24 protein-coding genes are annotated in these 25,600 nt (G+C 41.8%); 9 read left to right on the top strand and 15 right to left on the bottom strand.

All coding sequences use genetic code 11. The features are described 5' to 3' along the window. Window positions 1-48: 48 nt before the first annotated feature. A complete protein-coding gene (locus AN391_RS16020) occupies window positions 49-1,284 on the top strand; it encodes a response regulator (protein WP_055016351.1) in 1,236 nt (411 codons plus the stop codon). A 52-nt stretch (window positions 1,285-1,336) separates the two neighbouring features. On the opposite strand, the gene rarD is transcribed toward AN391_RS16020, so the two are convergent. Together rarD and AN391_RS16010 are read right to left on the bottom strand one after the other, a co-directional pair. Next, window positions 1,337-2,254, bottom strand: a complete 918-nt coding sequence (gene rarD, locus AN391_RS16015) for an EamA family transporter RarD (protein WP_055016329.1) — start codon at window positions 2,252-2,254, stop codon at window positions 1,337-1,339. Between the two features lie 111 nt (window positions 2,255-2,365). Further along, window positions 2,366-2,821, bottom strand: a complete 456-nt coding sequence (locus tag AN391_RS16010; protein ID WP_171042098.1) for a thioesterase family protein — start codon at window positions 2,819-2,821, stop codon at window positions 2,366-2,368. A 133-nt stretch (window positions 2,822-2,954) separates the two neighbouring features. Here AN391_RS16010 and recQ point away from each other — a divergent pair, with 133 nt between their 5' ends. The 4 genes from recQ to AN391_RS15990 all read left to right on the top strand — a co-directional run bounded on the left by recQ (window position 2,955) and on the right by AN391_RS15990 (window position 7,588). Continuing rightward, window positions 2,955-4,778: a DNA helicase RecQ gene (gene recQ, locus AN391_RS16005; protein ID WP_055016328.1), complete on the top strand. Its 1,824-nt coding sequence runs from the start codon at window positions 2,955-2,957 to the stop codon at window positions 4,776-4,778. 7 nt (window positions 4,779-4,785) lie between these two features. Continuing rightward, entirely contained in the window at window positions 4,786-5,070 is a 285-nt protein-coding gene (locus AN391_RS16000) for a DUF3630 family protein (RefSeq protein ID WP_055016327.1), read from the top strand. Between the two features lie 165 nt (window positions 5,071-5,235). Next, window positions 5,236-6,945: a POTRA domain-containing protein gene (locus tag AN391_RS15995; RefSeq protein ID WP_055016326.1), complete on the top strand. Its 1,710-nt coding sequence runs from the start codon at window positions 5,236-5,238 to the stop codon at window positions 6,943-6,945. A gap of 70 nt (window positions 6,946-7,015) precedes the next feature. Further along, window positions 7,016-7,588, top strand: a complete 573-nt coding sequence (locus AN391_RS15990; RefSeq protein WP_055016325.1) for a mechanosensitive ion channel domain-containing protein — start codon at window positions 7,016-7,018, stop codon at window positions 7,586-7,588. A 75-nt stretch (window positions 7,589-7,663) separates the two neighbouring features. Here AN391_RS15990 and AN391_RS15985 read toward each other — a convergent pair whose 3' ends face one another. Genes AN391_RS15985 through AN391_RS15975 form a run of 3 tightly spaced genes read right to left on the bottom strand, consistent with a single transcriptional unit; the run spans window position 7,664 to window position 10,053 of the window. Further along, complete coding sequence (locus tag AN391_RS15985; RefSeq protein WP_055016324.1) at window positions 7,664-8,722, bottom strand: succinylglutamate desuccinylase/aspartoacylase family protein; 1,059 nt, start codon at window positions 8,720-8,722, stop codon at window positions 7,664-7,666. Then, entirely contained in the window at window positions 8,709-9,614 is a 906-nt protein-coding gene (rimK, locus tag AN391_RS15980) for a 30S ribosomal protein S6--L-glutamate ligase (RefSeq protein WP_055016323.1), read from the bottom strand. The genes AN391_RS15985 and rimK overlap by 14 nt, the downstream gene beginning before the upstream one ends. 10 nt (window positions 9,615-9,624) lie before the next feature. Further along, on the bottom strand, window positions 9,625-10,053 hold the full coding sequence (locus AN391_RS15975) for an ATP-dependent zinc protease (protein WP_055016322.1): 429 nt from the start codon (window positions 10,051-10,053) through the stop codon (window positions 9,625-9,627). A 281-nt stretch (window positions 10,054-10,334) separates the two neighbouring features. Between AN391_RS15975 and AN391_RS15970 the strand changes: the two genes are divergently transcribed. Beyond that, window positions 10,335-11,306 (top strand): zinc transporter ZntB, encoded by a 972-nt coding sequence (locus AN391_RS15970; protein ID WP_055016321.1) that lies wholly within the window; start codon window positions 10,335-10,337, stop codon window positions 11,304-11,306. Between the two features lie 51 nt (window positions 11,307-11,357). On the opposite strand, the gene AN391_RS15965 is transcribed toward AN391_RS15970, so the two are convergent. From AN391_RS15965 to AN391_RS15920, 10 genes are all read right to left on the bottom strand, one after another. Further along, window positions 11,358-12,533: a polysaccharide lyase family 7 protein gene (locus tag AN391_RS15965; protein WP_055016320.1), complete on the bottom strand. Its 1,176-nt coding sequence runs from the start codon at window positions 12,531-12,533 to the stop codon at window positions 11,358-11,360. 676 nt (window positions 12,534-13,209) lie between these two features. After that, window positions 13,210-13,545 (bottom strand): ribonuclease E inhibitor RraB, encoded by a 336-nt coding sequence (gene rraB, locus AN391_RS15960; protein ID WP_055016319.1) that lies wholly within the window; start codon window positions 13,543-13,545, stop codon window positions 13,210-13,212. Next, window positions 13,545-14,258 carry a 1-acylglycerol-3-phosphate O-acyltransferase gene (locus AN391_RS15955; protein WP_055016318.1) on the bottom strand — a complete coding sequence of 238 codons (714 nt, stop codon included), beginning with the start codon at window positions 14,256-14,258 and terminating at the stop codon, window positions 13,545-13,547. The genes rraB and AN391_RS15955 overlap by 1 nt, the downstream gene beginning before the upstream one ends. A gap of 169 nt (window positions 14,259-14,427) precedes the next feature. Beyond that, window positions 14,428-16,722: a DNA topoisomerase IV subunit A gene (parC, locus tag AN391_RS15950; protein WP_055016317.1), complete on the bottom strand. Its 2,295-nt coding sequence runs from the start codon at window positions 16,720-16,722 to the stop codon at window positions 14,428-14,430. Window positions 16,723-16,732: 10 nt separating this feature from the next. Next, a complete protein-coding gene (locus AN391_RS15945) occupies window positions 16,733-17,827 on the bottom strand; it encodes a sorbosone dehydrogenase family protein (protein WP_055016316.1) in 1,095 nt (364 codons plus the stop codon). A gap of 30 nt (window positions 17,828-17,857) precedes the next feature. Next, window positions 17,858-19,747 carry a DNA topoisomerase IV subunit B gene (gene parE / locus AN391_RS15940; protein WP_055016315.1) on the bottom strand — a complete coding sequence of 630 codons (1,890 nt, stop codon included), beginning with the start codon at window positions 19,745-19,747 and terminating at the stop codon, window positions 17,858-17,860. A 26-nt stretch (window positions 19,748-19,773) separates the two neighbouring features. Then, a complete protein-coding gene (locus tag AN391_RS15935) occupies window positions 19,774-20,343 on the bottom strand; it encodes a YqiA/YcfP family alpha/beta fold hydrolase (protein WP_055016314.1) in 570 nt (189 codons plus the stop codon). Then, window positions 20,328-21,113: a metallophosphoesterase gene (locus tag AN391_RS15930; protein WP_055016313.1), complete on the bottom strand. Its 786-nt coding sequence runs from the start codon at window positions 21,111-21,113 to the stop codon at window positions 20,328-20,330. Before AN391_RS15930 ends, AN391_RS15935 begins: the two co-directional genes overlap by 16 nt. Further along, window positions 21,100-21,558: a DUF1249 domain-containing protein gene (locus AN391_RS15925; protein ID WP_055016312.1), complete on the bottom strand. Its 459-nt coding sequence runs from the start codon at window positions 21,556-21,558 to the stop codon at window positions 21,100-21,102. Before AN391_RS15925 ends, AN391_RS15930 begins: the two co-directional genes overlap by 14 nt. A gap of 25 nt (window positions 21,559-21,583) precedes the next feature. Beyond that, window positions 21,584-22,210, bottom strand: a complete 627-nt coding sequence (locus AN391_RS15920) for an NUDIX domain-containing protein (RefSeq protein WP_055016311.1) — start codon at window positions 22,208-22,210, stop codon at window positions 21,584-21,586. Between the two features lie 150 nt (window positions 22,211-22,360). On the opposite strand from AN391_RS15920, the gene tolC reads away from it, so the two are divergent. The 3 genes from tolC (at window position 22,361) to AN391_RS15905 (ending at window position 25,354) form a co-directional block, all read left to right on the top strand. After that, window positions 22,361-23,716: an outer membrane channel protein TolC gene (tolC, locus tag AN391_RS15915; RefSeq protein WP_055016310.1), complete on the top strand. Its 1,356-nt coding sequence runs from the start codon at window positions 22,361-22,363 to the stop codon at window positions 23,714-23,716. A 97-nt stretch (window positions 23,717-23,813) separates the two neighbouring features. After that, a complete protein-coding gene (lpxL, locus tag AN391_RS15910; protein WP_055016309.1) occupies window positions 23,814-24,743 on the top strand; it encodes an LpxL/LpxP family Kdo(2)-lipid IV(A) lauroyl/palmitoleoyl acyltransferase in 930 nt (309 codons plus the stop codon). Window positions 24,744-24,781: 38 nt separating this feature from the next. Beyond that, a complete protein-coding gene (locus AN391_RS15905) occupies window positions 24,782-25,354 on the top strand; it encodes a toxin co-regulated pilus biosynthesis Q family protein (protein WP_055016308.1) in 573 nt (190 codons plus the stop codon). Window positions 25,355-25,600: the final 246 nt, after the last annotated feature.

Below are 25,600 nucleotides of genomic sequence, written 5' to 3'. Positions count from 1 at the left end.
AACTTGTATAAGCAAACACTTTTGCAAAATATCAAACAAGGTTGTTACGTGACGCGAAAAATACTTATAATTGAAGATACGCCTACTATAGCGCGTGTGCAAAAGCATATCGCGCTCAAAGTGGGTTATGAAGTTGATATAGCCGAGTCTTTGGCGGCAACAAAAGAGCTAATAAAAAACAATAGCTACTTTTGTGCTGTTGTAGATTTTATCCTTCCTGATGCGCCTGCGGGTGAGGCGATTCCGTATACTATTAATGCTGACATTCCTACCATCGTAATGACAGGCAACATAGATAAGCAAACTCGCGACACAGTAGAAAAGTACCCAATCATTGATTACATAATCAAAGAAAACAAACAAGCTTACCAATACCTAGAAAAACAACTGAGCCGTTTACCCCGTAACGAAAACGTAAAAGTGCTGGTTGTCGACGACTCAACGTCTACCCGTAGATACATTTGCAGCTTACTAAAGCGCCATAAGTATCAAATACTCGAAGCAAAGGACGGAAAAGACGCGCTAGAGGTGCTCGAAAGCCAAAAAGACGTGTCTGTTATTATTACCGATAACGAAATGCCAAACATGAATGGTGATGAGTTATGCGCTGAAATTCGCCGACTTTACAGTAATGATGAAAAAGCCATTATCGGCATTTCTGGGGCTGACTCATCAGCATTATCGAGCCTATTTTTAAAAAATGGTGCTAATGACTACCTCCATAAACCCTTTAACAGCGAAGAGTTTTACTGCCGCCTAAGTCAAAACGTCGACATGCTTGAGCAAATAGCCACAATTAAACGCCAGGCAAATACAGACTACTTAACAAAGCTACCTAATCGCCGCTACTTTTTTGAAGAGTCGAGCAAGTCACTCAAGTATTTAAAAAAATCGAATCAAGATGGCGCACTCGCTATGCTTGATATAGACCATTTTAAATCGATTAACGATACATACGGCCACGATGCCGGAGATGAAGTGCTCAAAGGGTTGGCAGTGTGTTTTAAAAAGTACTTTGAAAAGCAGTTAGTTGCTCGTTTAGGTGGGGAAGAATTTGCCGTTTACTTTACTGATGCAACCACAGCACAAGCACTAAAACGCTTAGAAGGCTTTAGGCAGTTTATAGAGCTAAATAGCCAAGAGTTTAGCCAAGAAAAAATTAAATTTACAATTTCTATTGGTTTTGCAAGCGGCCCAATTTACCAGATAGATGAACTGTTAAAACAGGCCGATTTAAAGCTATATGATGCAAAAGAAACCGGCCGTAATAAAGTAATAAGCTAAACCTTAACGCTGCTTTATAGCTACTTACTTAAACTATTATTGCGCATTGGGATTAGACTTCAGCGGCGGTTACCGCCGCTTTTTTACGCTTACGTGATTGATGATAAGAATCCCACGTAAATATAGCTAAAGCACTCCAAATACACGCAAACGTGATCACTCGCTCGGCATCAAACACTTCATCGTAAAACACCACAGCAAGCATAAACATTAAACTGGGTCCTATGTACTGAAAAAAGCCCAAAGTTGTGTACTGCAAACGCTTAGCTGCGCCGGTAAAACACAACAGCGGCAAGGTCGTAATAATACCAGCACTAATTAACAGCGCATTGGTCAGCCAATCGTTAACGGCTAAATCAGAGGTAGGCGTTGGGGCCATCACCCACCAGTAAATTAATGCAACAGGCAATAAAATTAGCGCTTCAAGTAAAATGCCCGGCAGCGCTTCAACCGGTAACTTTTTACGAAGTAAGCCATAAATAGCAAAAGACGTGGCAAGCGAAAACGCCACCACCGGAAACGAGCCAAAACTGACCAACTGCAGTACCACACCAGCAAAGGCTAAAAACACTGCAACCCCTTGCAACTTACGCAGTCGCTCGCCCAAAAATAGCATGCCCAACAGCACATTCAGTAATGGGTTTATGTAATAGCCTAAACTGGCATCGAGCATATGGTTATTATTGACCGCCCAAATAAACAACCCCCAATTAAAGCCTAATATAGAGGATGTAAGCACTAACATTAAAATAATTTTGGGCTGGACAACGATACGTTTAACCCTATCCCAGTATTTGAGCACACTGACCACAAGTATTAAAAAAACCACAGACCAGAGAACACGGTGAGTTAAAATTTCAAAGGCAGAAACATGTTGTATTTGTTTGAAATAAATAGGCGCTAAGCCCCACATTAAAAAAGCTAAACAGGCAAAAATCCCGCCTTTACGCTGCTCGTTTGCAATCGACATACATACTACTTATCCGTATTAAAAGGCCGACAGTTTATACCAATTCGCGCTATTAAGTGACTTATTTTGAGGCGAGTAAACCTAAACCCAAGACAGTTTATTTTAACATCATTATCCGACTAAATACGTACCTGTACCAAAAGCGATTTGTATTGCCTTTTCGTTGTGCAGCTCCATTCTGCATACACATACTTTATTTCCAGAGCGGATCAAAGTGGCACTGGCTGTAAATACTTCCCCTTTGCCAGGGCGTAAATAATCTGTACGTAAATCTATAGTGCCTAAGGTAGCCAGCTTTTGCTGTACGCTTGGAATATCTAAGTCGGTTAATTTATCGATAACACTGGCTGCTGCAAGCATGCCGCCCACATTATCAAGCACCGCCGATATAATACCGCCGTGAAGAATTTTTTGCGCAGGATTACCTATAAATACATCTTGCCACGGGAACGTAATTTTAGCTTGCTCAGGGCTGAGTGACTCTACCGAGATATTTAAAAACTGGTTAAATGGCATGCCATTTACAAACAGTGCGCCCACTTGTTCAATTAACATTTCTTTATTCATTGTTATTCTCTATGTTTAAATTAAGACTGGTACGATGAGTTAAGCATACCTGAAGCAAAACCACGAGGCACTAATTAAATCATTTACCGCTAAGCTAAAGACATCCTATAAAAAAAACACTAAAATAGCCGCGATGAATACTCTAACCCCTACTCCTAGCACATTGGTCCGCAAGCCCGACACCGTTCTTAAACAAGTGTTTGGCTACAGCGAGTTTCGTGATGGCCAAAAAGCGGTTATCGATGCGGCTATTAATGGCCAAGACTCTTTGGTACTGCTGCCTACAGGCGGTGGTAAATCAGTGTGTTACCAAGTACCAGCGTTAGTGCTAGAAGGGGTTACTGTGGTCATTTCGCCGCTTATTTCACTCATGCAAGACCAAGTAACGCAACTGCAAGCGTTAGGTGTTAAAGCCGCTTACATTAATAATAGCCTTGCTCGCGAAGAGCAACAATTAGTGTACCAACAATTGCACCAAGGGCTAATAAAATTACTGTATGTTGCCCCTGAAAAAGTGCTTCAGCATGAATTTACCGAACGGCTCAGCCACTTAAATATAAGCCTATTTGCCATAGACGAAGCACATTGTGTATCGCATTGGGGGCATGACTTTAGACCGCACTACTTTAGATTAAACGAGCTTAAACAGCGTTTTCCCTATGTCCCTATGATGGCCCTGACCGCCACGGCCGATAAAGCAACCCGCTTTGATATCGTTGAGCAATTAAAATTACAACAGCCCTATATACATACCGGCAGCTTCGATAGGCCTAATATTCGTTACACCATCGAAGAAAAATTTAAACCGATGGCGCAACTACTGCGCTATTTAAAAGAGCAAAAAAATCAAAGTGGTATTATTTACTGCACTAGCCGTAAACGCGTTGATGACATTGCCGAAAAGCTCGCTGATGCAGGGCTAAATGCCGCCGCCTATCATGCTGGTATGAGTAACGAGCAACGCCAATTCGTGCAAACCGGATTTGCCCGCGATGACATTCAAATTGTGGTTGCAACCGTTGCTTTTGGTATGGGCATAAATAAACCAAATGTGCGTTTTGTACTGCATTACGATATTCCAAAAAGTATTGAAGCCTACTATCAAGAAACCGGCCGCGCTGGGCGTGATGGCTTAGCCGCAGAAGCCATTATGTATTTTGATCCCGCCGATATTGGCCGCGTTAGGCGCTTTTTTGAAGACATAGACGATGAACAACGCCGCCGCGTAGAAGAGCAGCGTTTTAATGCCATGGCCAGTTTTGCCGAGGCGCAGACATGTCGTCGCCAAATACTTTTAAACTACTTTAGCGAGTATAAACGCGAGCAATGTGGTAACTGCGACATTTGCATAAACCCACCAAAAAGCTTTGATGGCACGTTAGTAGCGCAACAAGCGCTTTCGTGTGTGTACCGAGCTGGGCAGCGTTTTGGCTTAGGCTATATTGTAGAACTATTACGCGGGGCTAATACCAGCCGCATTCGCGATAATAACCACCACGAACTCAGCACCTATGGGATAGGCAAAGACAAAAGCAGTGAGTTTTGGCTTAGTATATTACGCCAACTTATACACCAAGGCCTGTTAAGCCAAGATATTACCCAAGGTGCTTCACTGCGCTTAACCGAAGCTGCACGCGCAGTACTTAAAAGCGAATATGCCCTACAGCTTGCCGAGCCGCGCTTACAAGCTAAACACGTATACCAAGATAAACTGGCGCAGTTTAATTACGACAAAAAACTATTTGCCCGCTTACGCGCGCTACGTAAAGAACTTGCTGATGCAGACGATGTACCGCCGTACGTTGTATTTAACGATAAAACCTTAGCCGAAATGGCGCAATTAATGCCCACCAACGACAGCGAGTTTTTAAAGGTGTCGGGCGTTGGCTTTACCAAACTCAATAAATATGGCGGCGAATTTTTAACGGCCATTCGTAACTACCTTGCTAATAATTAAGTAAATCATGACCAAAATTGAATACAATCACGCCCATAAATGCATTGTTATCAGCCCCTTAGAGGCACCTCATGATGAAGACTTTGAGCTGTGGAGCACACTGTTTTTACACGCTGATGAGATAACCATTATTGATTACGCACAAGGGGCTGATCGTCATCAATTACGTTTTAGCTATCAACAGCAAACCTTTAATTTAAATTTTGAACACTACAGCGAAAGTATTTGGATTAATGGCGAAGGCCATGAAGCCGAGCACTTATTAGCAGCCCTGGCCTTTTACTTAAGCTAAAACGCATCCCTATGCTCTAAACAAGCAGCGTTGAGGTTAATTAACAAAGGTGCGTAACGATAACAATTAATTAGTTTCAAAATCCATACCTTTTACTTACATTGTAATAACAATGATGTAAGCTGATATTACGACTCATATTGGCAGTAGTATTGAAGAGGTTCAATGGTGAATAAAAAATGGATTGCACACTGTTGTATAAGCTTAGCTCTCGTAAGCTTTAGTGCGCCTAAGGCCTTTGCACAACAACCAAGCAATAAAACTAGCAGCTGCCCCACAGTGCAATCGCACTCAAATAAAAGCAATAATTTACGCCGCGAAGTTGAAGATACAACCACGCTCGTTAATAGCCGCAGCGATGCTCAAATAGCGTCAATTACCCTTAAACAACTCAATGTGTTTAATACCGAACGGGAAGAGGAAAATAACGCGCTTTTTCGTTTTGCTAACCGTGCGCATATCCAAACAGAGCCAGATGTAATTAGTAATATTTTGTTATTTAAACAAGGCGATAATTACAATGCCAGAAAACTCGCTGAGTCAGAGCGTTTATTACGCCAACAAAACTATTTATACGATGCGCAAATAAGCGCGATTGAAAACTGCGACGGCAACGTAGATGTAACCGTAGTAACTCGCGATTTATGGACCTTACTACCCGAAATAAGCTTTAGCCGCAGCGGTGGCGAAAATAAATCGAGCATAGGTTTTCGCGAGTCGAACTTACTAGGTTGGGGTAAGCGTTTATCGTTTTCACGCACCACCGACAGCGATCGCAATGGTTATTTATTTGTTTATGACGATCCTAATATATTATCAAGCCGGTATCGCGGGCGCTTAGAATATGCCGATAACAGCGATGGTAAACGCCACTTATTAGAGTTAACTTACCCGTTTTATGCCATAGATACGCCCTATAGCTATGGTATTAAAAGCTTTTCTGAACAAAGAGAAGAGGCGCTGTATCGCCGGGGTGACGAATACAGCGAGTTTGATCAAACAACCAATTTTTTTAGCGCTTTTTTAGGTCACTCTAAAGCATTATCTGATAGCTGGACGCAGCGATTGACACTTGGCTATGTAAACCAAGAAGACAGCTTTGCAGAAATAGAAACAACCTTTGCTCCCTTAGCCAAAGATAGGCAGCTAAGTTACCCCTATGTTAGCGGTCATTGGTTTGAAGACAGTTATATAAAAGTACGTAATTTTGACAGTATTTCGCGAACAGAAGATTTAAATTTAGGCTGGAACATTAAAGCGCTTTTAGGTTACTCCGATGAGTCTCTTAGTAATGATGACAGCAGAGCCGTGTATTCGTTAAAAGCTAAAAAAGCGCACTTTACTACCGACAGAACGCTGTGGCGTTTTAGTGCACAAGTGGATGGTTATTGGAATAAAGAGCAAAAACAGCTTGAAAACTTTTTGGCCACCAGCGAAGTGCAGTACTACTTAAATACCAGCGAAAACCAATCCTGGTTTGTTAAAGCCCGCGCCCAGTATGCTAAAAACCTAACTGCCGATAAGCAGCTAACACTTGGCGGCGAAACAGGCCTTCGTGGCTATCCCATGGATTACCAGCACGGCGACCGAAGCTTTTTAGTCAGCCTAGAAAAACGCTATTACTGGGAGTACGATTTACTGCAGTTATTTAAAGTAGGTGCAGCGGGCTTTGTTGATGTTGGCCGCGCTTGGTTTAACGATGAAGATAACGGCGAGAACGATCATGTTTTAAAAAATGTTGGGGTGGGTTTGCGCTTAGCGCCAAGCAGAGCAAACTCTGGCACCATGATCCACCTTGATATTGCCGCTCCACTAGATGGCTACGATGATGTTGATTCGGTGCAATGGCTTGTGAGTGTAAAAAACACTTTTTAAATAGCGGGTAATAAACGAAAGCGTTACACTCGCGTTTTAAATTTTCCTAAAAACAGTACGGGATCTCACTTTGGAATTGTTTACGCTTTTAGAGCTAATGGGTACACAATATAAATTAATTGTTACCCTTATTGCCGTTTTACTTTTTCCACTGTTATTAAAAGCAACAAAAAAACTGCTCGAAAAAGCCATTAAAGGAAAAGTAGATGTTCATCGTAAATTTAGGGCTGAGCTTTTATTAAAAATCATTTTAGCGTTTGTTGTACTGTGTTTAGTGCTGATATTTTGGGGCATTGAGCTGCGCGGGTTATTAGTACTTGGCTCATCATTATTTGCAATGCTTGGAGTCGCTTTATTTGCCGCTTGGTCGCTGCTTAGTAACCTTACCGCTTTTTTACTCATGTTTATCCAAAACGGTTTTCATGTAGGTAATTGGGTACGTATTGTTGATGGCGCAAACCACATAGAAGGACGCATAGTCGAATTAGGTTTAATGAACGTACTCCTTGAACATGTAGATGGGCATAGAGTTGTTTATCCTAATAACCTGTTTGTTACCCGCCCTGTAATGGTGTTAAATAAGGAGCCAAAGCCTACTAAAGCGCCGGTAATAAAACGCATAATTGGCTCTAAAAAAACATAGTTTAAAAAGTCATGTTCACAAAAAAGCCGCAGTAGATAAATTACCTACTGCGGCTTTTTACTAGCTAACACAATGCTAATTATTTAGCTCCGCTGTTTTAAGCTCTTCATCTAAATCATTTATTTCGTCAATAAAATGCTCTAACTGCTGCTCTACTAGGCTATTTGCATTTGCAAAATAAGCAAGGTGAAACACCGCATCCCCCTCGTTTACCAGTGGCATAGTTTGCTGACCTATTACAATACCGCCTTTAGGCGCTAAAAGCTCAAGCTCAGCATCACCTAATGGGCTACTTATATATGCCAGCACTTGGCCTTTTTCTACGTGTTCACCCAGCGATACCTGCGCGCGTACAATGCCATCTACCTCAGCGCGTATCCAACTTGTAGAACCGGCAATAATAGGATCGGGCAGTTTTTTAGGGCGCTTGCCACGGACCATTTTTAAATGCCGCATCACATAGTCCACACCCTGTACTCCAGCTGCAATGGCTATAGGGTCAAAGCGTAAGGCCTCACCCGCTTCGTAAGTAATAACCGGTATACCTAAATTAGCGGCTTCACTTCGTAATGAGCCATTACGAAGTGAAGCATTTATAACCGCGGGTGTGCCGAATGCTTTAGCCATCTCAGCGGTTGCTTCATCATCTAAGTTAGCGCGTATTTGCGGTAAGTTAGTACGATGGATAGCGCCGGTATGTAAATCAATAATGTGGGTACAATGTACCGCCACCTGATTAAAAAACATATGCGCCATACGCCCCGCCAGCGATCCTCGTTCAGAGCCCGGAAAGCTGCGGTTCATATCGCGTCTATCGGGTAAATAACGCGACTTATGAATAAAGCCAAACACATTAACAATTGGCACGGCAATTATGGTTCCGCGTAATTGGCTTACATCTATTTTAGATAGCAGCTGGCGCACAACTTCTACACCATTTAGCTCATCACCATGAATAGCTGCACATATCATTAAAACAGGGCCTTCCATCACACCATTAACCACCTCAATAGGAATATTAAGTGGTGAATGGGTGTAAAGTTTAGCGGCCTCCAACGCGAGAGTTTTGCGCTCGCCCACCCCAATACTTTCCTCTAATAAAGTAAAAGGGCGATTAATTTTAACCTTTGCCACGGGTTGCGGTTCCTTTAATAGCAGCGTTTTTTTCGATAAATTCGATGACCATACCAGCAATATCTTTACCTGTTGCTACTTCAATCCCTTCAAGCCCTGGAGAAGAATTCACTTCCATAACCAGTGGCCCACGTGATGAGCGAAGTAAATCAACACCCGCTACATTTAAGCCCATTGCTTTTGCTGCAGCAACAGCTGTTTTACGCTCTTCTGGGGTAATGCGTACTAATGTTGCGCTACCACCACGGTGAAGGTTTGAGCGAAACTCGCCTTCTTGCGCTTGGCGCTTCATGGCCGCTATTACTTTATCCCCTAATACAAAACACCGAATGTCGGCACCGCCAGCTTCCTTAATGTATTCTTGAACCATAATATTGGCTTTTAAGCCCATAAACGCTTCAATCACACTTTCAGCTGCTTTACGCGTTTCGGCCAGTACAACACCAATGCCTTGTGTGCCTTCAAGTAGCTTAATAACCACAGGTGTCCCCCCTACCATTTCTAGTAGGTCTTTTACATCATCTGGCTTACTGGCAAAACCTGTTACCGGCATGCCTACACCTTTACGTGATAACAGCTGAAGTGAGCGTAATTTGTCGCGCGAACGAGAAATAGCCACTGATTCATTAACCGGGTAAACCCCCATCATTTCAAACTGTCGCAACACTGAGCAGCCATAAAACGTTACCGATGCCCCAATACGTGGAACAATGGCGTCAAAATCTTTTAAATTTTCACCACGATAGTGAATTTCTGGCTGCTGTGAGTTTATGTTCATATAACAACGTAGCGCATCAATTACTTTTACTTCATGCCCGCGGGCTTCTGCCGCTTCTATTAGGCGTCGCGTTGAATACAAACTACTGCTGCGAGATAAAATACCAATTTTCATAGTTAAAACCTTAACTATCTAATAAATGTGATAAAGCCGGGTTAACGACTAAGTGGTTTTCCATGGCTGTACGGCCAAGTAACATCCTAAATTTCATTGTTGCTCTATTTGTTAGCGTCACTTCAATAGGCCAGCTATGTTGGCCTGCATGTAGTGTGGTCTCTATAAAATAGCGCATTTCTTTTTGCCCACTTGAACTGGTTACAGCTTTAATTTTTTTAACCTTCGCGGAGCATTTAACCTGTGTTTGTTCATCACCTTGTAATGGTTGCGCTATAAATTTCACCCATTTTTCGCCATTTTTTTGGTACTCTTCAATATTAACTGCATGAATACATGAGGTGCGGGCGCCAGTATCCACCTTTGCTTTAATCTTCTCGATACCAAGCTCCGGTAAACTCAACCACTCACGCCAACCCACGGTCAACTTTGCTGTCATAAATGTGCCCTTAATAAAAAAGTGACTTATACGCTAAGGCGAAAAAAACACCAGCGAAATAAATTTATCTAGTCGATGAGTAAATTAAATTGATCTTTTATAGAAACTGACCACACAATGCCCACCTTGTTGCTTAGCGTTTTATTTAGCAATTAAAGGCTGCATATGGGATTAAGCCTTAAAGCTAACTGACTAAAAAATTAAGGTAGCTTTAAAAAAGCACTTTGCAGATACGCTATAGTTATTTGTATTAAAAACACACTATTATATAGGCCTTAAATATGATTAATGGTTTACTGCATGCATTGGTGCTTGACGAAAAAGGTGGTGCGCACGCCATAGAAAACACTCGCGATTTAAATAACTGGCACCCTAAACAAGGTAAACTGTGGATACATATGGACTACAGCCAAAGCGAGGCAGTAACGTGGTTAAAAAACCAAGAACATCTTAGTGACTTTGAGCTTGATTCGCTTATTGCTGATGAAACTCGCCCACGCTTAACACCCAGTACCAATGGCCATATGCTGTTTTTACGTGGTGTAAATTTAAATCCTGCACAAAGCCCTGAGGACATGGTTTCAATTCGATTATTTATTAACGAATCAATAGTTATTACTACGCGCAAGCGTCGCTTACTTTCAATCCAAGATATATTAGCAGAGCTTAATGCTGGCCAAGGCCCATGCTCTATTTCTGAGCTGGTTTGCTGTATAACCCAAAAGCTGACATCACGGATGCAAAGTGTCATTAATAAGCTCGATGAAACCTTGGATGAATTTGAAGAGGAAATAGACGAGCCAAGCAAAAAATTTGATAACCAAGGTTTATCACAACTACGGCGTCAAACTATTGCCTTGAAACGTTACTTAAAACCACAAAAAGAAGCGCTAAGTTTACTGATAAATAACCACTACCTTTGGCTTAAAGATGAAGATAAAGCAAAACTAAACGAAACCACTAACTTACTTATTCGCTATTTAGAAGAGCTAGATAGCGCTATAGAGCGCGCACAAATTATTCAGCAAACCATTACCAACCAAGTGTCTGAGCAACTAAATCAACGCATGTACGTTATGTCAGTTGTGGCGGCGCTTTTTTTACCGCTGGGCTTTTTAACAGGCCTTTTAGGGGTAAATGTAGGCGGTATACCTGGGACCGAAAACCCCTATGCATTTAGTACATTTGTGATTTTTTTGATTGTGCTTACAGGTGGTATAGGGCTGTATTTTAAAAATAAAAAGTGGTTATAAAAAAATTTTTAATGCGGCCACTCAGGTGAGTGGCCGTGATTGAGTCGCTGATTAATTAGTTTGGCGCGTATAACTCACATTGGTCATCGTCACTTTTGATTCTGTAATGCCTAAATCCTCAAAACAGTTTTTAAACGAGTTAGAGTTACCGGCCTCACCACATTTATCTAATGTGTATGGGTCTTGTGATTGCAAGTAGTTACCAAACTTAAAGTATGACTGCGAATCATCCTCTACCGGTATACCAAACGAATTACCAAAAGCCGTCACCTCAACATCACCGTAGTTATTAACCACTCGTAAGTTGAATGACTCACCACTGGTAATAGTACCTAGAGCAAACTTTTCTTCATTACCGCTGGTATTACGTAAACGTACGTACACATCAAAAATTCCGTTGTTCGCTACGCTATCATTAAAGCCCGATTCATCAGTATCTGATACATACACTTTAGATATAGTGCCGGTATCGCTTGCATGGTGCTGTGATACAATCGTTTTTCCACCGTCAGACATTTCCACCTTTACCGTAGCTTCGAACACTTCATAGGTTTGAGTCATAGCAACGCGCAGGCTTTCTTTTACCTTATACTCATGACGCCAGCCATTACCATTAGGCGTAATATGTTGCGCCTCTAACGGGACAAACACCAAAGTACTATCGTTAACTAAAGGATTGGGGTTATCCCCTTCTAAATCAAAAATGCTGCCACTGGTAATGCTGCTAGGAATTGTTGAACCATTTGAGTTATCGCTGCCGCCATCTGAGCCGCCATCATTGCTGCCACTACCCTCAACCAAGGCAAAATTATCAAATCGTACATCGCTGGTGTTATTGTAATGTTTAGCGAAAACCTGCAGTGAATTGGTATTAGCCGTAGTAAATGTTTTTGTTACTTTAGTCCACGAAGAAACATTAAAGGTTTGGTTTTTAAATAAACCATTTAAGTCGTTTACACCAATTTGACCTTTACCGAGCACATAAGCGCTTAGGGTGTATTCAGTGTTAGGCTGCACATCGACTACTTGATAAACGCGTGCTGGGCTACCCTGAATTTTTAGCGATTTTGAGCCACTGTAAGCATCTGAGGAAATAGCGGCTGGGTCAGTTTCGTTCCAGTTACTAAAGCCACTTTCAAAGCCTGCATTATTAATTGTTGCAGCATGTGATAGTGCTGAGCTTGTCGCAATTGCGCTGTAAAAAAACAGTTTTTTATGGTTAATCATTATCTTTATTCCTTTAAACCTGAACATAAAAATAACCTAACTACTTAGTTTTGTGGTAGCCACTAAAACTTAGATCACACTGTATAAACAGGTTTCTACTTTTGTGTATGAATTGATTTGGCAAGACAATTCAGGTTGCAAAAATCAATATAAAACCCCAAATTGGACTTACCAATATTAATGCCGCATGGCGAGGTAAAGGCTATATTTTTTGTTACCAATATGTCAACAGCAAATCTAATAGCAAATAAGTATTAGTTTTATTAATAATTGTATTTGAAAACTTTAAATAATGTTAGCTATTCAACAGGTTATATATTAGGGACAGATTAGCGATAAATAAAAATATTTTTTCTATTTAATAAATAAGTAGTACGCCGGAAAAACTCTATTACCAATAAAAATATAGCAAGCTTAACTTTTAATGAATAAATTTAGATAAATTAAATTTTTACATGAAAAATAATAATTGGTTATAACAAAAATAAAATTGGTAATACTAAAAAATTATATTTTTTGCCGTTAAATAAGGCAAAATAAAGGCGGGGATTAGTGCGCCATTACACTAAAAAATGTGCATTAATATCTAAAATAGGCAAAAGTTTAAAGAATCATGTTGCCCTAAACACAAAAAAGCGAGCATATAAATGCTCGCTTTTATCAACTAGCTAACGCCTTACTCTTGAAAGTAAGTGCCCCAACCGTCGTACTCAACGTCACACTCAACAGCTAGGGCTGCAAGTTTCTCAACGTCTTCCATTATAACTTCAACGTCTAGCTCAGCTTCGACGACAATATCAAAGCTCCAAATTTTGCTGCCATCTTCTAGCTCAAGCTCTGCCGGCTCTTCAACATCGTAGCCTAATTTAAAAGCAGCCAGCGCAGCTTGCTCTAATTTGCTAAAATCTTCGCATACAAAATGATGCTCAACTTCATAAAGTATTTCAGGATCAGAGCCATCTTCAAGTAGTGAACTTACGATGTCTTCACTTATTTCACGCCAGTTTTCCATTATTTATCTCTCACTTGAGCATCTAATTCAGTTATTTTAGCAGCCATAATACTATGCACTTGAGTGGCCTGTTCACGGGCACTCACTTCTTTATCAAGTGATATAGGCGCTAACATTTCAATGTAAATTGTACCATTATCCCAGCGGTTTAGCTTAATAGTTTTATCTGTTGTGCTCATACATACCGGTACTATGGGTACATCTGCGCTTAAAGCGGTATGAAATGCCCCCGTTTTGAAAGGCAACAAACCACGACCGTAGCTTCGAGTGCCTTCAGGGAAAACCCAAACAGATAAACCATTTTGTTTAATTTTTTCAGCGGCTTTTGAAATTGTACCTGCTGCTTTAGAGCGATTTGCTCTATCTATTAATATGTTTCCCGACAACCAATAAAGCTGGCCAAAAAATGGGATCCACTTTAAACTTTTTTTGCCTAAACTTACGCAATTTTTAGGCACCATGGCAGGTACGGTAAATAAGTCATAATTGTTTTGATGGTTAGATATATACACTGCAGGGCCAATATTTTTTGCATCAGGGTGGCGTTTTAATACAAGTTTAACTCCAAGCATTTTAGCCATCGAAGCAAACCAACCCGCAATCACATGCACATTGTTAGGATGAAACGGCCTCACAATTGACAGTAACAACCCAAACACGCAGCTGAAAAATATAAACAGCACCATAATTAAAATACGTATAACAGCTAACAAACTTTTCTCCAAAATGTGTGTGCAATGCGCTATAAGCCGCGCATATTTCACTATTATAACGTGATTTTATGACGAACTCGAGACAATAGCGAACAGCTGTAAGCTGAAAAACACAGGGTAAACAAAAACGGCCTGCAAAAGCAGGCCGTTAGAGGTATCTATTACGGGTTTATTCCTCAGCTAACGTGTCATCACTTTGCTCATCAGCCGGCGTAAACTCGACAACAGCTTCATCAACACGTTGTAAGCCTCGAGGTAACTTATTACCTCTGCGTCCACGCTCGCCATGATAATGCTCCAAGTCACCCGGTTTGAGCGTTAGCTTTCGTTTACCAGCATGGAGTGTAACGCTACTGCCTTGCGGTACTACAGCAAGTACTTTTACAAACTCTTCACGTGCTTGTACTTTAGCACCCGGAATAGAGATGATTTTATTGCCTTTACCTTTACCCAGTTTTGGTAAATCGCGCAATGGAAATAACAGCATTCGTCCTTCGTTCGAAATAGCCATGCAGTAATCGGTCGCTACATCGTTCACTCTTATGGGTGATAGTAAAATGCCGCCCTTTGGCACGCTTACCAAGGCTTTACCGTTTTTATTTTTACTTACTAAATCTTTAAACTCGGTTATAAAGCCATAACCTGCATCCGACGCCATAAGTAGTACTTGATTGTCTTCACCCATTACCACATGCTCAAAATTAGCGCCTGTGGTGAGGTTAAAGCGCCCTGTCATGGGCTCACCTTGGCTTCGTGCCGATGGCAAGCTGTGCGCATCCGTTGCAAATGCACGCCCCGCAGAGTCTAAAAATACCGCTGGCTGATTACTCTTCCCTTTAGCTGAGGCTTTGTATTCATCACCCGCCCGGTAATTTAGCCCCTCTACGTCGATGTCATGGCCTTTACCAACACGTGCCCACCCTTTATCAGAAAGCACAACGGTTACCGACTCTGACGGTATTAAATCTTTTTCACTAAGTGCTTTAGCTTCTACACGCTCAATAACCGGTGAGCGACGTTCGTCGCCGTACATGTCGGCCGCTTCTTGAATTTCTTTTTTAAGGAGCGTTGACATACGACGGTCTGAGCCTAAGGTAAGCTCTAACTTGTCGCGCTCTTTGGCCAACTCATCCTGCTCGCCACGTATTTTAAACTCTTCTAGTTTTGCTAAATGACGAAGTTTTAACTCTAAAATAGCTTCGGCTTGGATTTCGGTTAACTCAAAGCGCTCCATTAACACAGGTTTTGGTTTATCCTCTGTGCGTATAATTTCAATCACTTCGTCAATATTTAAAAAGGCAGCGAGTAAACCTTCTAAAATATGCAACCGCGCCAGCACCTTATCTAAACGGTGCTGTAAACGCCTACGTACTGTTTCACGTCTAAACGTTAACCACTCAGATAAAATACTGCGTAAGTCTTTCACTTGTGGGCGGCCATCAAGGCCTAGCATGTTTAAATTTACACGGTAGTTTTTTTCAAGGTCGGTAGTGGCAAATAAGTGCGCCATTAACGGCTCAGCTTTAATGCGGTTTGAACGCGGTACTATCACGATGCGGGTTGGATTTTCGTGATCAGACTCATCACGTAAGTCGGCAACCATTGGCAGCTTTTTAGCATTCATTTGCGCCGCTATTTGCTCAAGCACCTTAGCCCCAGAACATTGATGTGGCAGCGCAGTAATCACGATATCGCCGTGCTCTTCAGTATACACCGCGCGCATTTTAATTGAGCCTCGGCCGGTTTTGTATATTTTATGAATATCGGCTTTTGGGGTAATTATTTCAGCGTCGGTTGGGTAATCAGGCGCGTGTACAAGCTCAAGTAATTCATCAAGCTCAGTTTTAGGCTTATCAAGTAATAAACAACACGCACTGGCCACTTCGCGCACATTATGTGGTGGAATATCAGTTGCCATACCTACCGCAATACCGGTTACGCCATTTAATAAAATATGCGGTAAACGTGCAGGTAGTACTAATGGCTCATCCATGGTGCCGTCAAAGTTTGGCGTCCAATCAACGGTGCCTTGGCCTAGCTCTTTAAGTAATACCTCAGAGAACTTTGATAAGCGCGCTTCGGTATAACGCATGGCCGCAAACGATTTAGGGTCATCTGCTGCACCCCAGTTACCTTGGCCATCCACCAGCGGGTAGCGGTAAGAAAACGGCTGCGCCATTAATACCATAGCCTCGTAACAGGCACTGTCGCCATGCGGGTGGTATTTACCTAATACATCACCTACCGTACGAGCCGATTTTTTATATTTAGCCGCGGCCGATAATCCCAGCTCGCTCATAGCATAAATAATACGACGTTGAACCGGTTTTAAACCATCACCAACATGCGGTAATGCACGGTCCATAATTACGTACATAGAGTAATTTAAGTAGGCGTCTTCGGTAAAGCGCCCCATTGTTTGTTGTTCAATTCCTTGCATCAGCAAGGTATCTGTATCACTCATTAAAGCTTACCTAGTTTTTCTTATAGCTTACGCGGTAGATCACGTTTGCGTAATCGTCGCTTATCAGCAGACTGCCGTCATTTAATTGTGCAAATGCAACTGGGCGTCCAAATGTTGTTTCGTTATGCATAAAGCCGGTAATAAACGGTGTGTATTTAGTAATACGCCCTTGTTCTACATTGGCTAAAGCCACTTTATAACCAGACTTTTTTGTTCGATTCCATGAGCCGTGTTCCGCTACAAATAACTGCTCTTTGTAATTAGCTGGGAACTGTTTGCCGGTGTAAAAATGAATACCTAAAGGCGCAACGTGAGCACCTAGTGCAAGCGCTGGCGCACTGTAGTCGCTCATGTTTTTACCTTTACCAAACTCAGGGTCTAAAATGGCACCGGCGTGAACGTAAGGGAAACCAAAGTGCTCGTTTTCTTTACTTACGCGGTTAATTTCATCCGGTGGGATGTCATCACCCATCATATCGCGGCCATTATCACTAAACCAAAGCGCTTGCGTGCTGGGGTGAAAATCAAAGCCTACCGAGTTACGTACCCCTTGGGCTATTGTTTTAATTTGTTTAGTTTCTACATCTAATGCAAAAATACGTCCGTAGCGCTCATCTTCGGCGCATATATTACACGGTACACCAACCGGAATAATAAGCTCGCCGGTGGGCGCAAAACGTAAAAACTTCCACCCGTGGTGACGATCCGATGGCAACGCATTGTAAACAACATCAAATTTAGGGTCTTTTAGCTGTGTATCGACGTTTTTAAAGCGAATAATACGGTGTACTTCTCCTACGTATAAATCGCCATCTTTAATTGCTAGCCCAGAGGGCATGTTTAACCCTTCAGCAATTACCATTTTTTTATCGGCTACACCATCGCTGTTATGATCAATTAACGCATATACATTTCCGGCTTTACGAGAACCTGCGTAAACAATGCCTTTTTTTGATACTGCTATTTGGCGCGCGTTTTCAACATTATCAGCAAATAAGCTTACTTCAAACCCAGGTGCTACGGTGAGTTTGTCTAGTATGTCTTTTGCCATTGCTGGGGCTGTTGTTAAGCCAAGCAACAATAAACTTCCTAGTATTTTATTCATTTGCCTCTCCAAGTGTTAAACACAAGCCTATTAAACTTGTGCTTTATTACCATGATCTTCTAGCCACTGGCGTCTGTCTGATGAGCGTTTTTTAGCAAGTAGCATATCCATCATTTCTAATGTTTGCTCTTCTTCATCAAGTGTAAGTTGCACTAAGCGGCGCGTGTTTGGATCCATTGTGGTTTCGCGCAGCTGTAGGGGGTTCATTTCGCCCAGCCCTTTGAATCGTTGCACGTTAACCTTGCCGCGTTTTTTCTCAGCCTCTATGCGGGCTAAAATACCTGTTTTTTCGTCTTCATCGAGGGCGTAATAAACCTCTTTACCAATATCGATTCTAAACAGCGGAGGCATCGCTACATAAACATGCCCTGCTTTAACCAGCTGCGGAAAGTGACGTACGAACAATGCACACAATAAAGTAGCAATGTGCAAACCATCCGAGTCAGCATCGGCCAATATACAAATTTTATTATAACGCAGGCCGGTTAAATCACTTGAGTCTGGGTCAATACCCAGCGCCACCGAAATATCGTGCACCTCTTGCGAGGCTAATATTTGCCCTGACTCTACTTCCCACGTATTCAAGATTTTACCACGCAGCGGCATTATTGCCTGAAACTCACGATCGCGAGCCTGCTTAGCTGAGCCGCCAGCTGAGTCCCCCTCTACCAAAAATAGTTCGGTACGGTCGTTATCGGCTGCACTACAGTCTGTCAACTTACCAGGCAGTGCAGGGCCTGAGGTAACGCGTTTACGCACCACTTTTTTTGCTGCACGTAAACGACGCTGTGCATTTGAAATACACAATTCGGCAAGCAGTTCAGCGGTATCTGTGTGCTCGTTTAACCATAGGCTAAAAGAATCCTTAACCACGCCAGCTACAAACGCTGCACATGAGCGAGAAGAAAGCTTTTCTTTGGTTTGGCCAGCAAATTGTGGGTCTTGCATTTTTACCGATAACACATAGCTACAGCGCTCCCAAATGTCATCAGGGGTAAGCTTTACGCCACGCGGTAATAAGTTTCTAAATTCACAAAATTCGCGCATTGCTTCAAGTAAGCCTTGTCGCAAACCATTTACGTGAGTACCACCTTGTGCGGTAGGAATTAGGTTTACATAGCTCTCGGCAATCGACTCGCCGCCTTCAGGCTGCCATACAACAGCCCAATCGGCTCCTTCAATCGAGCTTGAAAACTCACCTACAAATGGGTCTTTTGGCAGTACTTCAAAGCCTTTAACAGCCTCAATTAAATAATCTTTTAAGCCTGTTTCGTAAAACCATTCTTGCGTTTCTTTTGTTTGTTTATTGACAAACTTAATGCGCAAACCTGGGCATAAAACCGCTTTTGCTTTTAATAAATGGTTTAATTTAGTAATAGAAAAGTTAGCTGAGTCGAAGTAACTCGCATCAGGCCAAAATCGAACCGTTGTACCCGTATTGCGCTTACCCACGGTGCCTATGACATTTAAGTCTTCAACTTTATCACCGTTTTCAAAGGCCATTCTGTACTGTTGTGCATCGCGCCTTACGGTAACCTCTACACGTGTAGATAACGCATTTACAACCGAAATACCTACGCCATGTAAACCGCCCGAAAACTGGTAGTTTTTATTTGAGAATTTACCACCTGCATGTAGCTTGGTAAAAATCAGCTCCACCCCCGGAATGCCTTCTTCTGGGTGAATATCTATCGGCATACCACGGCCATCGTCTATAACTTCAAGTGAGTTATCTTCGTGTAAGATCACATCAATTTTAGTGGCATGGCCCGCCATGGCCTCATCGACACTGTTATCAATAACTTCTTGGCCTAAATGATTCGGACGTACCGTATCGGTGTACATACCTGGGCGGCGTTTTACCGGCTCTAATCCATTGAGAACCTCAATGGCTTCGGCATTATAATTTTGCTGACTCATAATTTTTATCTTTTTATGCGCTTAGGCTAATTTGTTTTAGGTAATTTAAGAAACTCTACAATACTATCTAAGGTGCGTTCAAAACCTACAAAGCTGTGATCGCCACCAAACTCAACTAACTGTTTGCATTGTGAAAAATAATTTACTGCGTGTTGATAATTTAACACTTCATCTCCCGTTTGCTGTAACAAATAAAGCAGTTTGGGCGATGTTAATTTAGGCACATACAATGCTTTTAATGCATCCATGTGGCTGCTATTTAACTCATAATGATAATCTTGATACGGATTATAATTGTGGCCAATAAGCGGCGCTAATAAGTTAAACGGTGCTACTGCTGGGTTTATTAGTGCTGCTCGCAGGTTATAACGCTGCGACAAATAGGTGGCATAAAACCCACCTAATGAGCTCCCAAGTAACGCGGTATCTGGCGTTAATAAATGCTCAAGCTGCAAAATAGCTTGTAAGGGCTCGTGATTTAAACGTGGTACACAATAGTCAACGTCATAGTTTGCCATAAGCTCGCCAAAGCGCACAGCTTTATATGATTTTTCAGAACTATTAAAACCATGAATATAAATTACGCGTTTAACCATACAACATCCGTTTTAACTGTTAAAGCATTGTCCTGTTTAGTTAAATGCAACATTCGATAAGCGGGGCCGAGGTTTTCTTGGTGCCATTGCGGGCTATTTTTTGTAAATTGCACCGAGCTGGCTGGGGTTGCATAAATACTCAGCCCTCTAAAAGTTTGCATGTATTGATTGTGTACATGGCCATGAAATAGTCCGCCAACATTGCCACTATTCACTAATACGTTTAATAATTGCGGGCCGTTTTCGAGCATGTGTTTATCTAGGTAGCCATTAATAGCAAGCGGGTTGTGATGACAAAACACCACATGCTGCGATTGCGAACTTGCTAAATACTCCGTGATTTCATTTAAGTGCTCGCGAGATACCCACCCTGCAGGTGTAGGCCCTTTTGAATTAATGAGTAACAGCTCAAACCCTTGTGCGAGAATGCGTTTAGCTGACACTATTTGCCCACCACTGATGCGATTAAGCATGGCAATCTCATCATGATTGCCTGGTACCCAAAATACTGGGCAGGTCAAATCAGCGTTATTAATAAGCTCAGCAAATAATAAATAAGATTCAAAACTATGATCTTGTGTTAAATCACCACCAAATATAACCGCATCTAATGACTGCGTGGCCATGTGCGCTAATGCTTGTGCAAAATGCGCGGCGGTGTTTACGTTAAAGTACTCTGCGTTAGGGTCGGCAAATAAATGGCTATCGGTTATGTGCGCAACACGCAGCGATGAGGTATTAAAGTGATAATGCTCATCAAACCAAGCCATTGTTTATATCCCAATTTAGTACTGCTTGGCCATGCTCTACACAGGCTACTAACCAGTCATATAAAAATGCATTAAGTTGATACTTTTCATCTTTTTGGTGCATTTTGGGGTTTGGATAACCATAGGAGGGTTTTATCCGTTGATGGTAATCGTGATGAATAATTTCAGCCACTTTTGCATCTTGATAAAGCCTGACTGTTAAATACAAAGGAGAAACGCCTTTAACCATCCCTGTTAGCTGTTTGATAGAAATATCCAATGTGTACTTAGCACTATCGTCAATGATAATGGCAAATTCACTATGACCTAATTTAATTTCACGCACGCTATTCGCGCTACGCTCTTTAGGTAATAGTTTTGAAAGACGCACGTAATTATGCTCGCAAAGTGTCATGTACTTTGGGAGGCTCTGAATATATCGTTGGGTTGCTAAAAGTGCTGTCAAAGTACCGCCGTATTAAAAAGTTAAATTATGTCCACTTACTGCTTATTTTTTCTCGATTTAACGCCAACCACTGTAAACAGATTACCGTTGCCGCGTTATCTATTTCCCCGTTATTGAGGCGCGAAAGCGCATCATCAAGGGTTAAAATATGGGTTTTAATATCTTCACCTTCGCTTTCTAGGCCGTAAACACCACTTTGTACTTGGCTTAAATCTGCTCGTGCTAAGTATAAATGTAAGCGCTCAGTGGTCCCACCCGGACTTGAAAGGTAAGAAAGCATAAATTCAAGTTCTGTAAGCTCAAGCCCAGCCTCTTCATAGGCTTCTTTTTTTACCACACTCTCATAATCGGTGCTGCCATCGGTCATACCGGCAATACATTCTAGCAGCCAGGGCGAGTGTTTGCTGTTAATAGCACCAATACGTATTTGCTCTATTAAAAGGACACTTTGCGTAGTTACATCATAAGGTAGAACAGCGATTGCATCGCCCCGCTCTAATATTTCACGCTTTATAAGTTGCGATGTACCACCATTAAACAGGCTATGCTCAAACTCATACATATCCACCTTAAAAAAGCCATTATACAGACTTTTAACTGCTTTTAAGCTCACATCTTTATGTGTAAATTGCACCAGGCTTTTATCTGCCATATTATACATCCCGCTTATTTGAACGATTAAAGTTTGTTAATATATTCTGTTACATTTGAACATACTGTTTTACCAATTTCTTTTTTAGTTATTGGTCAAAACACGTTACCATGCTTTTAGTACAAAATTTGTCTAAGGACTGAACCTAACATGAAAAAAAACATCCTTGCAGCGCTCGTTAGTTTATCGTGCGCATTAGGCACAACCACAGCAAGTGCTGAAGATTTAATGCAAGTTTTTGAAATTGCTACTGCTAACGATCCCACTGTTTTAAAAGCGAAAGCGCAAGCTGATGCGCAATCTTACGAAAGCGACTTAGCAATGAGTGCATTACTGCCGCAAATTGGCGTAAGCATGGGCTATGAAAAAAGCGATTCTACCTCTTTTCAGAGCGTTGGTAACTTAGCTGACCAAGTTAAAATCAATAGCGAAACCGACCAATTCACTCGCGGTGTTAGTTTAAGCCAAACCTTATTTGACCTAGGTGCTTGGAACACACTTGATATTGCCGAAAAACAAGCACTGCAAGCCAATGCACAATACGATAACGCCAAACAAAACTTAATTGTGCGCGTGGCTGAGGGCTATTTTAACGTATTAAGCGCCATTGATAACCTTGAATTTGTGCAAGCCGAAAAGCGCGCCATAGAACGTCAGTTAGAGCAAACAAAACAGCGCTACGCAGTTGGTCTTACAGCGATTACAGACGTGCATGAGGCGCAAGCACAATATGATAACTCAGTAGCACAAGAAATTATTGCTAGCAATGCTGTTGAAACAGCACGCGAGCAACTGCGTGAAATCACCGGTAAATACCATGCAAAGCTTGATTTTTTAAACACCGACACATTTTCAACGGTAAAACCGATTAAAAAACCGACTGACTTTGTGAAAGTCGCTGAAAACAACAATATCAGCTTACAAGTATCAAAAGTGACACTTGATATTGCTAAAGATCAAATTACGCTAGCTAAAGCGGGTCACTACCCTAAGTTAACACTTGATGCCAGCTACGGTGACTCGTTAACTGATCAAAATATAAATGGTTTAAGCTTTAACGACCAACCACGTGCCGATTCAACATCGGTTGCGGTTAATTTGAGTGTACCGCTGTACACAGGTGGCGCAACCGTTGCGGCAACTAAACAAGCCCGTGCGTTTTATGTTTCTGCAAGTCAAGATTACGAAACTAACTACCGCGCCGTAACGCGTACCGTAATTACTTCATACAACCAAGTTGTATCAGACATCGCAACTTACAAAGCCTTAGAGCAAGCTGTGGTATCAGCGCAAAGTGCACTTAAAGCCACTGAAGCGGGCTTTGAAGTAGGTACCCGTACTATCGTTGATGTGCTTGTAAGCACACAAAATTTATATAATGCTAAACGTAACTTAGCTGATGTGCGCTATCGTTACGTGTTATCTACGCTTCGCTTAAAGCAAGCGGCTGGTACACTAACAAGCGCCGATTTACGCAGCATAAACCAAGGTTTAAAAAAAGCCTAATAAGTTAATTAGTAACGCTTAAAGCCAGCCATTGCTGGCTTTTTGTATTTTATTATGTGAAGCGTTAAACTAGCGTTTTTATTTTAGAGAGTATTTTGTGGTCACCTCATCTCCTTTTAAAGCCTCATTTTTAGGCCCTCGCTATTGGCTAACTTGGATTGGCGTTTTCTTTTTATATTTGATTTCGTGGTTACCACAAAAGTTTCAACTTAGCTTAGGTAAGTTGCTTGGGCGCTTGGTACACAGGTTTATGAAGCGTCGCCGCCATATTGCCGAGGTTAATATAAAACTGTGTTTTCCTGATATGAGCGAAGCCGAGCAGCAACAGCTTGTACTTAAAAACATGGAAAATACCGGTATTGCCATGGTTGAGACGGGCATGGCTTGGTGGTGGCCGCAATGGCGCGTTAAAAAAGCTTATGGTTCTATCAAAGGCTTAGAGCACTTTGAGCGTGTACAGGCACAAGGTAAAGGCGTTTTGCTATTAGTGCCACATATTTTGCATTTAGAAATGGCAAGTCGTGTTATGGGCACCAAATGCCAAGGGCTTGGGTTTTACCGCCCGCACAATAATGCGCTCATGGAATACTTTACGACCAATGGACGCCTTCGTTCTAACGAGTATTTAATTGGACGAAAAGACGTAAAAGGCTTGTTAAAATCGCTTAAAAATAAAAAAGTTTGCTATTATCTACCGGATCAAGACTACGGCCGAAACCGCTGTGAATTTGTGCCTTTTTACGCAGTGCCAGATGCAGCAACAACCACAGGCACGTTATTATTTGCAGCAAGCAAGCACTGCGAAACAATGAGCTTAATTAGCCGCAGAGATGAGCAAGGTAAATACCATTTAGAAATTGTACCTGAGCTTGAAAACTTCCCAAGCGGCGATGATAGAGCGGATGTAATACGCGTAAATCAACGTGTTGAACAAGCAATTAATGCCGCACCTGAGCAATATATGTGGCTGCACCGCCGCTTTAAAACACGCCCTGATAAAAATACCCCTTCTTTTTATAAAAAGTAGTGGTATAAATAAATAATGATACTAAATGAGCATGAGTTATGTGGTTTTGGATTAAGCACTTAATACTAGCTGTTGCGTTAATTTTATTAGCAGTTTACGTGTTAGTAGGTACAGGGCCCCTGTTTGATATAAAAGAGAGTAAGAACGCAGCCGCCGAGGGGCTTTCTCGCTTTTATTCGTCTATCCGTAATCAAGTAAAATCCGATAGGGAGCGCGACAAGTTTGTACTGCAACTTAAAAAGCCGGAGCAAACGCTTGAACGTGTTTTAGCAGAGCGCGGTAGAACCGTTGATCCTATGCCAGCTAGCTGGACAGGAACCAGTGCACCCAGACGCTTTGAAAACGGCTCAACGTTAAAAGACGTACTTAACCAATACGCTAAAAACGAAGGTATTCAATTATATTGGTATTTGAGTAAAGACTATGTGGTAAAAGATCATTTTAGGGTTGATAGCAGTTTTACCTCAGCGCTTTATCAAGTTGGCCGCGCAATTAATGATGATTTTGAATACGAAGTGTATACCTACCTTTGCCACAAACAGCGCGCAGCAGTAATCACAGAGCTACCCTCTGAATTTGTGCGTAGCAATTGTTTAAAGCTAAATACTTAGAAGCGTAAATAAACCAAACCCATACATAATAAAAACCCAAGCCTTTGCTTGGGTTTTTAGTATTTATGTTTCGAGGGCGTGTTGAACTTTGATGGTTAAATTTGCAGCAGCATGTTTGGTTTTTAGGCAAGACAGAGCCTATGAAGTGTGGTTATTCCACATAAATAGGCGATAACGCAGCATAAATGCCAAACATGCGCTGCCCTTCGGGTTCTGCCTAGGGGCGATAAACTCTTTGTTGCCTAC

It is taken from the genome of Pseudoalteromonas sp. P1-13-1a (assembly GCF_001401875.1).
Lineage (GTDB): Bacteria > Pseudomonadota > Gammaproteobacteria > Enterobacterales > Alteromonadaceae > Pseudoalteromonas.
The sequence above is the reverse complement of the archived record's forward strand: the minus strand, read 5'-3'. Positions and strand labels throughout refer to the sequence as shown.

What these genes read in the sequence shown, in the direction of transcription:
- rarD (WP_055016329.1), bottom strand. Translation starts at nt 2,254, where the DNA reads ATGTCGATTGCAAACGAGCAGCGTAAAGGCGGGATTTTTGCCTGTTTA.
- AN391_RS16010 (WP_171042098.1), bottom strand. Translation starts at nt 2,821, where the DNA reads ATGAATAAAGAAATGTTAATTGAACAAGTGGGCGCACTGTTTGTAAAT.
- recQ (WP_055016328.1), top strand. Translation starts at nt 2,955, where the DNA reads ATGAATACTCTAACCCCTACTCCTAGCACATTGGTCCGCAAGCCCGAC.
- AN391_RS16000 (WP_055016327.1), top strand. Translation starts at nt 4,786, where the DNA reads ATGACCAAAATTGAATACAATCACGCCCATAAATGCATTGTTATCAGC.
- AN391_RS15995 (WP_055016326.1), top strand. Translation starts at nt 5,236, where the DNA reads ATGGTGAATAAAAAATGGATTGCACACTGTTGTATAAGCTTAGCTCTC.
- rimK (WP_055016323.1), bottom strand. Translation starts at nt 9,614, where the DNA reads ATGAAAATTGGTATTTTATCTCGCAGCAGTAGTTTGTATTCAACGCGA.
- AN391_RS15975 (WP_055016322.1), bottom strand. Translation starts at nt 10,053, where the DNA reads ATGACAGCAAAGTTGACCGTGGGTTGGCGTGAGTGGTTGAGTTTACCG.
- AN391_RS15970 (WP_055016321.1), top strand. Translation starts at nt 10,335, where the DNA reads ATGATTAATGGTTTACTGCATGCATTGGTGCTTGACGAAAAAGGTGGT.
- AN391_RS15965 (WP_055016320.1), bottom strand. Translation starts at nt 12,533, where the DNA reads ATGATTAACCATAAAAAACTGTTTTTTTACAGCGCAATTGCGACAAGC.
- rraB (WP_055016319.1), bottom strand. Translation starts at nt 13,545, where the DNA reads ATGGAAAACTGGCGTGAAATAAGTGAAGACATCGTAAGTTCACTACTT.
- parC (WP_055016317.1), bottom strand. Translation starts at nt 16,722, where the DNA reads ATGAGTGATACAGATACCTTGCTGATGCAAGGAATTGAACAACAAACA.
- AN391_RS15945 (WP_055016316.1), bottom strand. Translation starts at nt 17,827, where the DNA reads ATGAATAAAATACTAGGAAGTTTATTGTTGCTTGGCTTAACAACAGCC.
- parE (WP_055016315.1), bottom strand. Translation starts at nt 19,747, where the DNA reads ATGAGTCAGCAAAATTATAATGCCGAAGCCATTGAGGTTCTCAATGGA.
- AN391_RS15935 (WP_055016314.1), bottom strand. Translation starts at nt 20,343, where the DNA reads ATGGTTAAACGCGTAATTTATATTCATGGTTTTAATAGTTCTGAAAAA.
- AN391_RS15930 (WP_055016313.1), bottom strand. Translation starts at nt 21,113, where the DNA reads ATGGCTTGGTTTGATGAGCATTATCACTTTAATACCTCATCGCTGCGT.
- AN391_RS15920 (WP_055016311.1), bottom strand. Translation starts at nt 22,210, where the DNA reads ATGGCAGATAAAAGCCTGGTGCAATTTACACATAAAGATGTGAGCTTA.
- tolC (WP_055016310.1), top strand. Translation starts at nt 22,361, where the DNA reads ATGAAAAAAAACATCCTTGCAGCGCTCGTTAGTTTATCGTGCGCATTA.
- AN391_RS15905 (WP_055016308.1), top strand. Translation starts at nt 24,782, where the DNA reads ATGTGGTTTTGGATTAAGCACTTAATACTAGCTGTTGCGTTAATTTTA.